Origin of the sequence: Pseudomonas sp. Pseusp88 (genome assembly GCF_047303955.1) — a bacterium.
In the GTDB taxonomy this organism is placed as follows: Bacteria; Pseudomonadota; Gammaproteobacteria; order Pseudomonadales; family Pseudomonadaceae; genus Aquipseudomonas.
Genome location: NZ_JBGLYM010000003.1, coordinates 58,775 through 73,795, shown reverse-complemented (window position 1 = coordinate 73,795; position 15,021 = coordinate 58,775). Strand labels below are relative to the sequence as shown.

General features: G+C 58.0%; 8 protein-coding genes. 5 read left to right on the top strand and 3 right to left on the bottom strand.

The features are described 5' to 3' along the window. Positions 1-128: 128 nt before the first annotated feature. The 3 genes from ACCD02_RS04925 to ACCD02_RS04915 form a co-directional block, all read right to left on the bottom strand. Positions 129-1,337: an MFS transporter gene (locus ACCD02_RS04925; protein ID WP_413298984.1), complete on the bottom strand. Its 1,209-nt coding sequence runs from the start codon at positions 1,335-1,337 to the stop codon at positions 129-131. 242 nt (positions 1,338-1,579) lie between these two features. Continuing rightward, positions 1,580-3,166, bottom strand: coding sequence for an ABC-F family ATPase (locus ACCD02_RS04920; RefSeq protein ID WP_413298982.1), 1,587 nt, complete (start codon positions 3,164-3,166; stop codon positions 1,580-1,582). 31 nt (positions 3,167-3,197) lie between these two features. Beyond that, complete coding sequence (locus tag ACCD02_RS04915) at positions 3,198-3,371, bottom strand: hypothetical protein (RefSeq protein WP_413298980.1); 174 nt, start codon at positions 3,369-3,371, stop codon at positions 3,198-3,200. Positions 3,372-4,250: 879 nt separating this feature from the next. Here ACCD02_RS04915 and bcsQ point away from each other — a divergent pair. Genes bcsQ through ACCD02_RS04890 form a run of 5 tightly spaced genes read left to right on the top strand, consistent with a single transcriptional unit; the run spans position 4,251 to position 15,016 of the window. Continuing rightward, a complete protein-coding gene (gene bcsQ, locus ACCD02_RS04910; protein ID WP_413298978.1) occupies positions 4,251-5,432 on the top strand; it encodes a cellulose biosynthesis protein BcsQ in 1,182 nt (393 codons plus the stop codon). Then, entirely contained in the window at positions 5,429-7,645 is a 2,217-nt protein-coding gene (gene bcsA, locus ACCD02_RS04905; RefSeq protein ID WP_413298976.1) for a UDP-forming cellulose synthase catalytic subunit, read from the top strand. Before bcsQ ends, bcsA begins: the two co-directional genes overlap by 4 nt. A 41-nt stretch (positions 7,646-7,686) precedes the next feature. Beyond that, positions 7,687-9,897, top strand: coding sequence for a cellulose biosynthesis cyclic di-GMP-binding regulatory protein BcsB (gene bcsB, locus ACCD02_RS04900; protein WP_413298974.1), 2,211 nt, complete (start codon positions 7,687-7,689; stop codon positions 9,895-9,897). A gap of 23 nt (positions 9,898-9,920) precedes the next feature. Next, positions 9,921-11,141, top strand: coding sequence for a cellulose synthase complex periplasmic endoglucanase BcsZ (gene bcsZ, locus ACCD02_RS04895; RefSeq protein WP_413298972.1), 1,221 nt, complete (start codon positions 9,921-9,923; stop codon positions 11,139-11,141). Next, positions 11,117-15,016, top strand: a complete 3,900-nt coding sequence (locus ACCD02_RS04890; RefSeq protein ID WP_413298970.1) for a cellulose synthase subunit BcsC-related outer membrane protein — start codon at positions 11,117-11,119, stop codon at positions 15,014-15,016. Before bcsZ ends, ACCD02_RS04890 begins: the two co-directional genes overlap by 25 nt. Positions 15,017-15,021: the final 5 nt, after the last annotated feature.

Sequence of the window (15,021 nt, the reverse complement as noted above, 5' to 3'; positions counted from 1 at the left end):
GTAGGAGCTGGCTAACCAAGTGGTGGGATCGGCTTTAGCCGGGAAGCGGATATGGCAGACGATAGAAATGTATTGATCCTGCCTACGCCTTCCCGGCTAAAGCCGGTCCCACCTTGTTTCTATGTTTGCTACGCAGCCTTTCGCGCCCGCGCCGACAGCAATATCGTCAACCCAAGCCCCGCCAACGCCAGCAAGGCGGCGCTGAAGAAAATCCACGCATAACCCAGGTTCAGGGCAATCGCGCCCATCACCGGACCGGCAATTGCCAGGGCCAGATCGAAAAACACCGCATACGAACTCAATCCGGAACTGCGGCTGCTGACCGGCACTTGCTTGATTGCCTCGACACCGAGGGCCGGATACACCAGTGACAGGCCAAAACCAGTAAGCCCCGCACCCATCAGCGCCACCGTCGTATTCGGCGCCAGCCACAGCAGGACCAGGCCCAGGGTTTCGACGATCATGCACAGAATCGCCGAATGGAAGCCGCCAAAGCGATTGATTGCACCGATGAAGAGGACCCGCGCGACGATAAAGCACACGCCGAACACGCTCAGACAATAGGCCGCGCCTTCCCAGCCGAGGCTGACGTAATACAAGGTAATAAAGGTGGTCAGGGTGCCGTAGCCGATGGAGGCGAGGGTCAGGCTCACTCCATAAGGTGCAACCCGGCCGAACACCGCCCAGAACGGCAGGCGCTCGCCGCGAATCACCGGCACTGAAGGCTTGTTACGGATGATCAGCAGCGCCATGCCCGCCAGCAGAAACAGCACGATACCCAGGCTGCTGAAGCCCCAGGCCGAAGTCATGACCACGCCCAGCGGCGCGCCGATGGCGATAGCGCCGTAGGAAGCAATGCCGTTCCAGGAAATCGACCGGGCGGTGTGTTCAGCGCCGACCTTGCCAATGCTCCAACTGATGGTGCCGACACCGATCAGTCCTTGAGAGATACCCAGTAGCAGGCGGCCAACAATCAACACCGTCAGGCTGGCCAGGGGCAGGCTTTCCAGCAAAACCGCAAGCAGGGTCAATACGCCACTGATGGCAATGCCGGCCAGACCGAGCACAATCGCGCGCTTGGTGCCGACACTGTCCGACATGCGCCCGGCAAAAGGGCGGCTAAGCAGGGTGGCCAGGTACTGCGAGCCGATGGTCAGCCCGGCAATCACCGCGCTGAAACCCAATTGGTTATGCACATAGCCCGGCAATACCGCGATGGGCAGGCCAATGCAAAGGAAGGCGATAAAGGTATAGAAGACGATGGCGATGATTTGCAGCGTGATGCTCATCGAACCGGGTTTTGCGGCGACAGGATCGGGCGTGTGATCGGCAGACATGGGTACTCATTCGCGGGCAGGCGGTAGTCGTACGACATCATCGCCCGAGGCCGGGGCAAAAGAAAGCAGGCTAACGATATTGTCCGTTATGGCTTGTTACACATGCAAAAAAGCCCTGTCATGACGACAAGGCTTCGGGACTTCTGTTGGAGTGAGGCTTTCCCGCGAATGGCGCAACGAGTTGTGTCAGGCACACCTACGTCAGGTTCTTCGCGAGCAAGCCTCGCTCCAACCGGGCTGCATCAGATAACCACACCCTGGCTACGCAGGTAATCATCATAAGTACCGCTGAAGTCGGTCACGCCATTCGCGCTCAACTCGATGATGCGGGTGGCCAGGGACGACACGAACTCGCGGTCGTGGCTGACAAAAATCAGCGTGCCCGGGTAGTTTTCCAGCGCCAGGTTCAGCGCTTCGATGGATTCCATGTCCAGGTGGTTGGTCGGTTCGTCCATGATCAGCACGTTTGGCTTTTGCAGGATCAGCTTGCCGAACAGCATGCGGCCTTGCTCACCACCGGAAATCACTTTGACCGACTTGAGGATCTCGTCGTTGGAGAACAGCATCCGGCCCAAAGTACCGCGAATCATTTGCTCGCCCTGGGTCCACTGGCCCATCCAGTCGAACAGGGTGACGTCGTCTTCGAAGTCGTGGGCGTGGTCCTGGGCGTAGTAGCCCAGTTCGGCGCTCTCGGTCCACTTGACGCTGCCGGCGTCCGGGGTCAGTTCATTGACCAGGGTGCGCAGCAGGGTGGTCTTGCCGATACCGTTCGGGCCGATGATCGCCACGCGCTCGCCAGCTTCAACCTGGAAGCTGAAGTCCTTGAACAGCGGCTTGCCGTCGAAGCCCTTGGCCATGCGCTCGACAATGACCGCCTGACGGTGCAGCTTCTTGGTCTGTTCGAAACGGATGAACGGGCTGACGCGGCTCGATGGCTTGACTTCGGCCAGCTGGATCTTGTCGATCGCCTTGGCGCGGGAAGTGGCCTGCTTGGCTTTCGAGGCGTTGGCCGAAAAGCGGCTGACGAAGGATTGCAGCTCGGAAATCTGTGCCTTCTTCTTGGCGTTATCCGACAGCAGCTGCTCGCGGGACTGGGTCGCCACGGTCATGTACTCGTCGTAGTTGCCCGGGAACAGGCGCAGTTCGCCGTAGTCCAGGTCAGCCATGTGGGTGCACACGCTGTTCAGGAAGTGACGGTCGTGGGAGATGATGATCATCAGGCTGTTGCGCTGGGTCAGCACGTTTTCCAGCCAGCGGATGGTGTTGATGTCCAGGTGGTTGGTCGGTTCGTCGAGCAACAGTACTTCCGGATCGGAAAACAGCGCCTGGGCCAGCAATACACGCAGTTTCCAGCCCGGCGAGACTTCGCTCATCGGGCCGAAATGCTGCTCGATGCCGATACCCAGGCCCAGCAGCAATTCACCGGCGCGGGATTCGGCGGTGTAACCGTCCATTTCGGCGAACTCGGTTTCCAGCTCGGCCACGGCCATGCCGTCTTCTTCGGTCATTTCCGGCAGCGAGTAGATACGGTCGCGCTCGGCCTTGACCTTCCACAGCTCTTCGTGACCCATGATCACGGTGTCGATCACGGTGAATTCTTCGTAGGCGAACTGATCCTGGCGCAGTTTACCCAGACGCACATTTGGCTCCAGCATCACCTGACCACCGGAAGGGTCCAGATCGCCGCCCAGGATCTTCATGAAGGTGGATTTACCGCAGCCGTTGGCGCCGATCAGGCCGTAACGGTTCCCGGCGCCGAACTTGACCGAGACGTTCTCGAACAGGGGTTTGGCGCCGAACTGCATGGTGATATTTGCTGTAGAGATCAAGTGTTTGTCCTGCGGGGTTAAAGAGGTGTGTTTAGACTCCGCCGACGAGTCTGGGCCAACGTTCGGGCCAATCAGATGCGGCGGGCAGCTTCTCCAGCTCGGTTCTGTTCGAAAAAGAGCTGATCCATATCGCGTAGGTAGAGAGCAACACCTCGACGTTGTGGTCCGGCAGGCTGGCGATGAACACAAGGGTCATGGCAGCCATCAGGCACATGGTTGCGTAGGTGTGGCATGTGTGGTACTGCCGACGTTCAGGACGCCCGTCGCCTATTAGCGCGGGCTTAAAGGGGCGGATTGTAACACTTGGCTCGGCGATCCACATCCCGCCTTTGCCCGCAGAGAACACAAATGTGTAGATCGGGAATGTCGCCGATGAGACGTGGCCGCGATTGCATGTGACCTGGGCTAACGGAACAACGAAGCCAGCTTTGCCGGCAGTTCATCCACTTTAATACGCGCTGGTCTTTGTACGGTTTTGGTGCGCGGCCAAACTCCAGCGTATACCGTGAGCCATTATAGTGCGGAGTATAAAAGATGACGCTTTAATGTCGGTTACGCGGCTGGCTAACGTGAATTTAAAGGTTTTGGTCGTATTGAGAGTGCGTGCCTTGGTGACTTTATTATGACGCGCTAATATTGACGGTGCTTTTTTAAGTGCGGTATCCGGATAATGTTTTTTTGAATTGCCCTCAAAATAAACGCTGTCGCCGATGATTATGGAAGTGTTGATCTGTATTTTGTTTTATTGGTTAAACTAATGTTTTTAAAAGGATTTATTTTTTTTGGTGGAGGTGGCCGGATGGTATTGGATAGCATTATCCTGAATGGCTAAATCAATACCTGACTCTTGGCGTGCATGTATTTTAATGGGGTTTCTTGAGGAGGGTGGGGTTGTCTGGAGGGGGCGGCTTCAGTATGTCAGAGTGAGCGCCTGATTTTGATCGCCATAAAAATGACGATATTTTTTAGGGCATTGGAAGTTTCAATAAGTGACCCATTGATTGTCTCAAAAAAACAACGGTATCATTTTGCCATCTATGTTTGGGTTCGGGTCTGAGCTTCGTTGTGTGTAATGGGGGCTTTTATGAATGATATCGCGAATCTATTAAATAGATTTGGCGCAGGTGCAGACAGCTATCTCGAAATTGAAGACTTGCTCGACTATAAAGAGCTGCTGCCCGCACATTCTTTGCCCGAAGTAGAGTCGTCAGCCGAAACTGGAGCTGCGTTTATTGAGCATGTGGTGACGCCTGTGCCGCAGTCGACCCCGCACGTTCCTGTTTCACCACAGCCAGCTGTTGTGGCCGAGATCCAGCCCCTCCCAACTACAATATGCGCCTCAGATCCTTTTGCCACTGAGTGCGTTGCGAGTCCGCTATTGGGCAACCTGATTGCCGACCTTTCAGCCGAACGCAAGGCTAAAGTTCGTGATTGTAATGAGCAAGCGCTTCGTCAGGCGCTGGTCAGTGGCGAACCACCTTCCACGCCGGCACATGTACTGGCTGTAGTGTCTTCAAAGGGCGGCGTTGGCAAGAGTACCCTCAGCGCGGCGTTGTCAGCACATCTTAAGCTGGATGGCGGGAAGACTATAGCCATAGACCTGGACCCTCAAAACGCCTTGCAATATCACCTGGGAGTGACCTCCGGCGTCGACGGTGTCAGTAATGCCACGCTGACTGATATGAGTTTTGGCTCGCTGTTGTTGAGCGGGCAGGGCGGCACATTGTTCCTGCCGTATGGTGAGATCTCTGAGTCGGGTCGCCGCAGGGTTGAGCGCACTATTGAATCTAACCACTACTGGCTGGCGTCGCATCTGGCGCGCATGGACCTGACCGACCGTGATGTCGTGGTTCTTGACACGCCTCCGGGTCGCACCCTCTATATGGAACAGGCCCTGCAAGTAGCCGATGAAATACTGGTTGTAACCACTGCCGATACGGCGTCGTTCATGGCGCTGGAGCAGATGAACCTCCTGCTGGAGGGTAGTGTCGGGGGGCTGAACCAGCCACGCGCGCACTACGTAATCAATCTGTTCGACGCCTCGCGGCCCCTGAGCCTTGATGTGTGCGAATTGCTGAAGCGCCGTTACGGAACGGATCTGCTGGGTGTTGTTTCTCTTGACCACTCAATCAGCGAAGACCTGGCTTATGGAGTCAACCCGCTGTTGAGCTATCTCGATAGCCCAGTACGCCAGCAAGTATCTGCTCTGGCCGATGCACTCAAGGCAAATATCCGGCCGGCAGTTCAGGCTGGTGCATCGTTATGACCCCGATTCCATCAGAGCAAAAGCCATTCAGTCTTCATACGCGCTTGGCATACCGCGTCGTCGCTGCCATTGACGGCTCTCCCGAAATCGTCCGGCGCGTTTTACTTTTGTGCGCACTGGCGGTCTCGGTGCTGTTGGCGCTTTTCATTATTACGGTGCCCTTCGATCTTGAGGCTCAGTGTATTTTCGCCGGTTGCTGCTTCGGCCTGGCGCTGGTGCTACGCAAATTGCCGGGGCGCTTCCCAATCGTGCTGCTGATTGGTCTGTCGCTGACAGCGTCTCTGCGCTACATCTACTGGCGGATTACCTCGACCCTCGGTTTTGAAACCTGGATGGATTCCTTTTTTGGCTATGGCTTGTTGGCGGCCGAGTCGTATGCGCTGGTGGTTTTGGTGTTCGGTTACTTTCAGACCGCCTGGCCGCTACGGCGCCAGCCAATACTGATGCAGGGAGCGCCGAGCGAGTGGCCGACCGTCGATGTGTTCATCCCGTCCTACAACGAGGCGTTGGACATCGTTAAAGTCACCATCTTCGCCGCTCAGGCCATCGACTGGCCGAAGGACAAGCTGCGTGTTCACGTCCTCGACGACGGCCGACGCGAGGATTTCCGCCTGTTCTGCGAACAGATCGGCGTCAGCTATATGACCCGGGATAATAACCGTCACGCCAAGGCCGGTAATCTCAACGAAGCGCTGCAAAAGACCGACGGCGAATATGTGGCGTTCTTCGACGCGGATCACGTACCAACCCGTTCGTTTCTGCAGATCTGTGTTGGTTGGTTCATCAAGGACCCAAAGCTTGCGATGCTGCAGACGCCGCACTTCTTTTTCTCACCCGACCCGTTCGAGAAAAACCTCAGCACCTTCCGTTCGGTGCCCAACGAAGGTGAGTTGTTCTACGGTCTGGTGCAGGATGGCAACGATCTTTGGAACGCCACGTTCTTTTGTGGCTCCTGTGCGGTGATGCGCCGTACTGCGCTAATGGAAGTCGGTGGTGTTGCGGTGGAAACCGTGACCGAGGACGCACACACTGCGCTCAAGCTTAACCGGATTGGCTACAACACCGCGTACCTGGCGCTCCCACAGGCGGCGGGCCTGGCTACCGAAAGTCTGTCACGCCACATCAGCCAGCGTATTCGCTGGGCGCGAGGTATGGCGCAAATATTTCGTGTAGATAATCCGCTGATGGGCAAGGGGCTGAGCATCGGCCAGCGGTTGTGCTATGCCAACGCCATGCTGCACTTCTTCTATGGCTTGCCGCGGCTGGTTTTCCTCACTGCGCCGCTGGCCTATATGTTATTCGGCGCGCAGATTTTCCATGCCTCGGCGCTGATGATCACCGCTTACGTCCTGCCGCACATGATGCATGCCAGTTTGACCAACTCGCGTGTTCAGGGGCGCTTTCGCCATTCGTTCTGGAACGAGGTGTATGAGACGGTACTGGCCTGGTACATCATGGGGCCGGTTCTGATGGCGCTGGTTAACCCGAAGTTCGGTGGTTTCAACGTGACCGACAAGGGCGGGATCATCGATCAGAAGTTTTTCGATTGGAAACTCGCACGTCCCTACATTGTTCTGTTGACCTTCAACCTGGCGGGCCTGCTGGTCGGCGTCTGGCAGTTATGGAGGGGGGACCCCAACGGTCCGGCCACCATCCTCATCAACATGGCCTGGACTGTCTACAACCTGGTTATTACCAGCGCATCGGTGGCGGTGGCCAGTGAAACGCGCCAGCTGCGCAACGAACCTCGGGTCGCCGCAGAGTTGGCCATGCGCGTCAGCCTGAGCAATGGCCTTGTCTACGAAGGCGTCACCCAGGATTTTTCGCAGAAAGGCCTCGGCCTGCGTCTGTCTGAACATGTGCAAATCAGCCAGGGCGAGCGTATCCATATAACGCTGTTCCGAAATCAGTATGCGAGCGTGTTTCCAGCCACGGTGATGTTCAGCCGCGACAATCTGATTGGCGCACAGTTCGAGGGTCTTAGCCTGCGCCAGCAAAGCGAACTGGTTCGGCTGACCTTTTCCAGAGCCGATACCTGGGCGTCGAGCTGGGGCAGCGGGCAGATCGATAGTCCGCTGATTGCCCTGCGCGACGTTGCCGGCATCGGCCTGCGTGGCATAGGCGAGCTGTTGCGCGCATTGATTCTCGAACTGCGCAATACATTCAAGACCTTTCGGCGAGCGCCTAAACCTTTCGAAGAACCGACGGTATGACCATGAACTCAAAGCGTTTGGCCGCGTCTGGACTGTGTAACATGAAGCGCTCTCTGGGGGTGATGGCATCGGCATTGCTCGCACTTGGAAGCACGGGTACGTCACTGGCCGACACGGTGCCAGATGCTGGCGGCTATAGTTTTACGCTCAAACAACTAGGGCGGTATTACCCGATAAACCTGCACGGTACTGAAGCGACCGATAGTGTCAACTTTGACGTGCGTACCGACCAGGTGGTGACCGGCGCGCATTTGAATCTGCAATATAATTACTCTCCTTCGCTGCTGCCGGATTTGTCACAGATCAATATTTTGGTTAATGACGAAGTGGCGGCCAGTATTGCGTTGGCCAAGGATACGGCGGGCTCGTTGCAAAACAGAACGGTCGATATCCCTGCCCAATTGATCACCGAGAAAAACCGCCTCAGCATGCAGTTCATCGGTCACTACACCATGGGCTGTGAAGATCCGACGCATAGCAGCCTATGGGCGAAGGTCAGCAACAATTCGGTGTTGGAGTTGCAGACTACACCGTTAACCATGCCTGACGACCTGGCGACTCTGCCAGCACCATTCTTCGACCCTCGCGATGCACGCAAACTCAGCCTGCCTTTCGTGTTTGCCAGTGCTCCGAGCGGTGGTGTGCTCGAGGCGGCAGGTGCACTGTCGTCCTGGTTCGGGGCGTTGGCAAAATTCCGTGGTGCGAATTTCCCGGTTCAGATTGGCGGCCTGCCGGCCCACGGTAATGCTGTGGTCTTGTTCAGTGGTGATGCCCCCGGCGTTATTGGTGGCCTGGAGTTGCCCACGCCGAAAGGCTCGACGCTGACCATAATGGCTAACCCCAATGACAAGTACGGCAAGTTGCTGGTGGTGTCCGGGCGCAATACTGACGAGCTCAAGCGCGCCGCCAGTGCCCTGGCGTTGGGCGGCAAGGCACTGTCCGGTGCCAGCACTGTCATCGAAAAACTCGATGTCATTGCTCCGCGCAAACCCTATGACGCACCTAACTGGTTGCCATCTGATCGTCTGGTCAGACTCGGCGAGTTGATCGACACCAAACGCTTGAACGTGTCCGGTTACAACCCAGGCGATATCACCATCGCGCTGAACCTGCCGCCCGACCTGTTCAACTGGCGCCAGAGTGGTGCGCAGTTGGACCTTAAGTATCGGTATACGCCGCAACCGAAGTCGAACAACTCTTCATTCATTATCAGCTTCAACGACGGCATGCTCAAATCCGAGACACTTCCGTCGATGGAGTCGCTGGATAAAAGCCTGCTCAGCTCGATCAAGGACGAAGCCCTCTATCGGGAAACCCGGCTAAACCTGCCGTTGGGCTCGGCAGCACTGCAGTCACGCCTGCAATTACGCTTTATGTACGACTTCATCAAGCAGGGTGAGTGCGGCGACATCATTATCGACAACATGCGGGGCAGCATAGACCCGGAGTCAACCGTCGACCTGAGAGCGTACGATCATTTCATTGCCATGCCCAACCTTGGCGTTTTCAAGGATTCTGGCTTTCCGTTCACCCGCATGGCAGACCTGTCACAGACAGTCGCAGTACTACCGGACGATCCCGGGACCGGCGATATCAGCGCCTATCTGACGGTGCTCGGTCGCTTTGGACTGTCCACCGGCTACCCAGCCACTGGTGTGACTGTTGCCCAGGCGGCGCAGGTGTCTTCAATGGCGGATCGAGATCTGCTGGTATTTGCATCCGGGAATAACCAGCCGCTGTTATTACAGTGGGCCGACCGCCTGCCTGCTATTGCAGCCGAGCAACAGCGCGTTGAGCTGTCTGATCTGCCGATGCGCGTACTCAACTGGTTCAGTGCTGACGAAGTGTCCAACCTGCGCCGTACCCGCCTGGCCATGGCCTTTACCAGCAGCCAGCCTGGCGCTTACCTGACGGGCTTTGAATCACCTCTGAAAAGCGGTCGCAGTGTGGTGGTGATTGCCGGTGGCGATGCCGGGGGCTTGGCTCAGGCCACTTCGTTGCTGACAGCAACGGATGACGATACCAGCGGCATCCAGGGCAGTCTGGTGGTCGTGCGAGGTAAAACCGCTGAAGCGCTGGTAGCCGACCAACAGTATTACCTCGGCAACCTAGGCCCGTTCAAATACCTGCAGTGGCTGATGTCCCAGCATGTTGGCTGGATGGTCCTGATTACCGGATTGGGCATATTGCTGCTGGGTGCGCTGGCATACATGGGCTTGCGTGCCAAAGCCAGGAAACGTCTCGAGTGCTGATCTGGAACATGGAAAACCACACGATGAAAGCACCCCGTGCTCTTTCTTTCAGCGCCCTGCGCTCGGCAGCTTGCTGGCTGCTCGGGACTTTCGCGGGTGTGATCGGGCTGCCAGCCATGGCGACTGACGCCTCCTGCGCGGCCTCTGTCTGGCCGCGCTGGGAGATCTGGGCCTCGCGCTACGTGCAGGACGACGGACGCATGCTGTCTTCGAGTGTACAGCTCAATCACAGCACTTCGGAGGGGCAGTCCTACGGCATGCTGTTTGCGCTGATCGGCAACGATCAGGCTCGTTTCGATCGCCTTTGGCAGTGGACGTTGGCGAACATGCTGGGCGCCGACATCAATACTCGTTTGCCCGGCTGGCTGTGGGGGCAGGGCAAGGATGGCCAGTGGCAGTTGCAGGACGCCAATTCGGCTTCTGACGCGGATCTGTGGATCGTCTATGCGCTGCTGGAGGCAGCACGGATTTGGCAACGGCCGGCCTACCGCGATGATGCCCTGCACCTGCTCAAGACCATCGAAGCGAAGCTGGTGGTCAACCTGCCAGGGCTGGGCCGCATGGTTCTGCCCGGGCCTGAAGGCTTCACCCAACCCGATCATCTATGGCGTCTGAACCCCAGCTACCTGCCGCTGCCGTTGCTGCGCCGATTGGTCAAAGAGGAGCCGACCGGCCCCTGGAAGGACATTCTCAACAACACCGTGACCATGGTGCGCACTTCCAGTCCACATGGCTACATCGCCGACTGGGTCGGCTATCGCGGTACTTCGTCGCAGTCGGGACTGTTTGTTATCGACCCTTCCAAGGGTGACCTGGGCAGCTACGACGCGATCCGGGTGTACCTGTGGGCGGGCATGACCCCAAAGACCGACCCGTTGCAGGCCGGTTTGCTTGGCGCCCTCGACGGCATGACCCAAAGCACTGCGTCAGCGGGAGTGCCGCCGGAAACGGTGCAGGTGTTGTCAGGAGGGGTTAATGGTCAGGGACCCTTCGGATTCTCCGCCGCGCTGATCCCGTACTTCCAGGCCAAGGGTCAGACCTGGCTTGCCGAGCAGCAGCAACGCCGTACTGAGCAGGCCTGGGACTCGGCCTTCGCAAAAAGCCAGAGTGCAGAGCCACTGTATTACAACGCCATGCTCAGTCTGTTTGCGCTGGGTTGGGCAGAGAAACGCTATCAGTTCCGTGACGACGGAACGCTTAAACTGTCCTGGGAGTCGTTATGCGCTCGCGCTGTTCTTCGCTAGCCGTTGGCATCCTCACCGCGTTGGTCGCCTACACCGCGCATGCTGAGGGGGTCGATATTCAGGCGCAGTTGATTGAGCAAGGCCATTACTGGCAAGGCCGTTCCGATGTGCAGCGCGCAGGAGAAATCTGGGAAAAGGTACTGCGTCTGGACCCCAATCAAGTCGATGCGCTGTATGGCATGGGCCTTAATGGCGTCAAGCTGAACAAACCGCAACTGGCTCAGCAGTATCTGGCCCGTTTGCAAGCATTGCCGTCACATCCATGGCAGGCCGGTCAGCTTGAGCAGGATATCGCCATGGCCAGGCCGGAGAAAAAAGCCGAGCTCGAAGAAGCTCGACGGCTGATGGATGCAGGCGAGCGTGACGAGGCCGATGTGGCCTACCAGAAGCTGCTCAAAGGCCTGACACCATCGGGCAATATCGGCCGCGACTACTACAACAACCTGGCCTTCAATGATGCCCGTTGGCCTGAGGCGCGCAAGGGGCTGGAGCGGCTGGTACGTGAGAACCCCAAGGATTCGATTATCCCGCTGTTTCTTGCAAAACAGCTGGCGCGTCACGAAGACAGTCGCGAGGCGGGCATCCGCGCCCTGGCAAAGCTGACTCAGCGTGCCGACATCGCCGGTGACGCCGATGAAAGCTGGCGCCTTTCGCTGACCTGGCTGGGTGAACCGACGACAGCACAGGTGCCGCTCTTTGAGGAGTTCCTAAAGGCTCACCCGGATGATCAGGTGATTCGTGACCTGATGAACAAGGGCAAGCAGCGATCGAGCACGGCGGCTGTCACGACCTGGAAGCAGGATCCTTTGCTTGCCCGTGGCCTTCAAGCGTTGGAAAAAGGTGACTTGGCGACTGCTGAAAGTGCCTTCCAGGCGCGGCTGAAAGCCAAAGCCGATGACGCTGATGCTTTGGGGGGGCTGGGGTTGGTCCGTCAGAAACAAAATCGCTTGCCCGAGGCCGAACAGTTGCTTGGACGGGCCATTGTCAAGGGCGGCACGCGCTGGAAATCCGCCTTGGACGGCGTGCATTATTGGTCGCTGCTTCAGCAGGCCCGTGACCTTCAGGGCAATGGTCAGATCGCCCGTGCCAAGGATGTAGTCAACCAGGCCATTCACCTGAATCCGAACACCGTGGACGGTCGCCTGGTCCTGGCTGACATTCAGACCACGGCCGGGGAGTTCGATGCTGCGCAAACCAACTATCGTCAGGTGCTCGCGACTCAGCGCGGCAACCTGCAAGCCTTGCGCGGACTGATCGGTCTGCTATCACAGACGGGGCAGGCAGATGAGGCCTTGAGTCTGCTCGATGCCTTGCCACCTGGTGACCGTGCCCGCATGGGCGACGACGGTCAATTGCGTGCCCTGCATTCGACTCAGGTTGCTACTGTCGCAGAGCAGCGTGGAGACATTGCGGCTGCCCAGTCTGCCTTGGCCGATGCTGTGAAGAACGACCCGGATAACGTCTGGACGCGTTTCAGCCTGGCGCGTCTGTACCTGAAGACCGGCGATTCAAACAAAGCCCGCGACGTCATCGACACCTTGCTGAAGAAACAGCCGAATAATGTCGATGCGCTCTATTCCAGTGCCCTGCTCTCGATGGAAATGGAAAAGTGGAATGATGCGCAGGCCGCTATCAATCACATCCCGGTAGGCCGTCGTACGCCGGAAATGAGTGATCTGGCCGACGAGATCACCATGACCATTCAGGTACAACTGGCCGCCAGCATGGCCAAGCGTGGCCAGCGTCAGGAAGCCCTGGTGCTGCTCGACCGTTTGCAGCCAGTGGCCAGCCGCACGGCCGAGCGCACGGGCACTCTGGCTTCGGCCTATATTGATGCTGGCGACGCCGAGCGCGCCCAGGCGATGATGCGCACGGCGTTGACGAAAACCGCTCAGCCTTCTACTGAACTGATGCTGCAATACGCCGGGCTGTTGTTGCGTACCGGGGATGATGCGCAGGTCAATTCGATCCTGCGTAGTCTGCAGAATCAGCCAATGAGTGTGGCGACCAGGAAACGCTATGACGACCTGGCCTTTAACTACCGCGTAGCTCAGGCTGACAAACTGCGTGAAGGCGGTAATCTGGCAGCAGCCTATGACATGCTTTCGCCTGCATTGGAGCAGCGGCCAAATGACCTTGCGGCCAACTCGGCACTGGCGCGCATGTACAGCGCTAACGGGGACAACCAGAAAGCGTTCGAACTTTATAACCCGTTGCTGAAAAAGAACCCGGGCGATCCTTCGATCCTCTTGGCATCAGCGGATGCCGCCGTCCAGGCCCGGGATCTGAGCTATTCGGAAAATGCTCTGGACCAGTTCATGCGTTTGCAGAACTACACCCCGGGCACCCTGACCGAGGCTGCGCGTATCTACCGCGCCATGGGTAAGCTGGACAAGGCCACCGATGTGTTGCGCAAGGCCGTCGACATCGAGCAAACCGAGCGCAAGCGTGCCATCGCCGCAGCGACGCAGCCGGCGGCAACGACAGCGGTATCCATTAACCCCTTCCGCAACAGCACTGCGGCTGTAGCGTCGCGTAATGCTACGCCCGCCGATGAGCTGCTGGACAGCAATGGCAATGTCGGCTTGCCTGCCGATGCCTACCCAGGCCAGGCGGTCGTGGGAGGGGCAGGGGGTACCGCACGCCAGTCCAAACAGCTGGCCTCGAATAACCCGTTTGTCCCACCGCTCAAGGCCGCAGCGGTGGTGCCAGTCGAAGATGTGCCGGTCAGTGCTGCCCAGCGTGCCTTGAACAACGTTCTCCAGGAGCGCAGCGGCTACGTTTCCCAGGGCCTGCTGGTCCGGGGCAATAACAGCGAAACCGGGCTGGGCAAGATGAGTGATGTCGAAACCCCGTTCGAGGTCAATATGCCGCTCGGTGACAACCGAATAGCGCTGCGTGTCACACCGGTCAGGCTCAATGCAGGCAATGTGAAAAGCTCTGCCGCCACGCGCTTCGGCAATGGCAGCGACGTCGAGGGCGCCGGCTCTCAGCGCGACTCGGGGGTGGGGGTGGCGGTGGCTTATGCGCGACCCGATGAAGGCCTCAAGGCCGATATCGGCACCACGCCAATGGGCTTTCAGTACACCAATATGGTGGGTGGTGTAAGTGTGGATCGGCCATTGTCCAGCAACACCAATTGGCATTATGGGGTTAGCGCATCGCGGCGCGCAGTGATCGACAGCGTGACGTCCTTTGCCGGGACCACCGACACTCGCGACGGCGAATCGTGGGGAGGGGTCACCGCCAATGGTGGTCGTGGCGACATCGGCTATGACAACGGCAAGATCGGCGCCTATGGCTATGGCTCTTACCACCGGTTGGTGGGCCACAACGTTGAGGCCAACAACCGGGGTGAGCTGGGCGGAGGTATTTATTATTACCTGCAAAATGCCGTCGACAAGAAGCTCACCGTGGGCCTGAGTGCGACCGCACTCGGCTTCGAGAACAACCAGAACTTCTTCACTTACGGGCATGGCGGTTACTTCAGCCCGCAGAGCTTCTACGCACTCGGTATGCCCGTCACCTGGTCACAGCGTGGCCAGCGTTTCACCTACCAGATCAAGGGATCGGTGGGCTTACAGCACTTTAACGAGGATGGCGCCGACTACTTCCCGGACGACGCCACCCTTCAGGCTGTCAACAATCAGCGTTATGCCGGCGACAGTAAAACCAGCATCGGTTACAGCCTGGCCGCTGCCGGGGAATACAAACTTGGATCGCACTTCTACGTTGGCGCCAATCTGGGGCTGGACAACGCCCAGAACTACAAGCAATTCAACGGCGCCATGTACGTTCGATACATGCTTGAAGACATGACGGGCTCAGCAATGGAACTGCCTGTCAGTCCATACCGCTCACCTTATTCAAATTGATTACC

Coding starts and splice junctions, on each gene's coding strand:
- ACCD02_RS04890 (WP_413298970.1), top strand. CDS start 11,117: ATGCGCTCGCGCTGTTCTTCGCTAGCCGTTGGCATCCTCACCGCGTTG.
- bcsA (WP_413298976.1), top strand. CDS start 5,429: ATGACCCCGATTCCATCAGAGCAAAAGCCATTCAGTCTTCATACGCGC.
- ACCD02_RS04925 (WP_413298984.1), bottom strand. CDS start 1,337: ATGTCTGCCGATCACACGCCCGATCCTGTCGCCGCAAAACCCGGTTCG.
- bcsB (WP_413298974.1), top strand. CDS start 7,687: ATGAAGCGCTCTCTGGGGGTGATGGCATCGGCATTGCTCGCACTTGGA.
- bcsZ (WP_413298972.1), top strand. CDS start 9,921: ATGAAAGCACCCCGTGCTCTTTCTTTCAGCGCCCTGCGCTCGGCAGCT.
- bcsQ (WP_413298978.1), top strand. CDS start 4,251: ATGAATGATATCGCGAATCTATTAAATAGATTTGGCGCAGGTGCAGAC.
- ACCD02_RS04915 (WP_413298980.1), bottom strand. CDS start 3,371: ATGGCTGCCATGACCCTTGTGTTCATCGCCAGCCTGCCGGACCACAAC.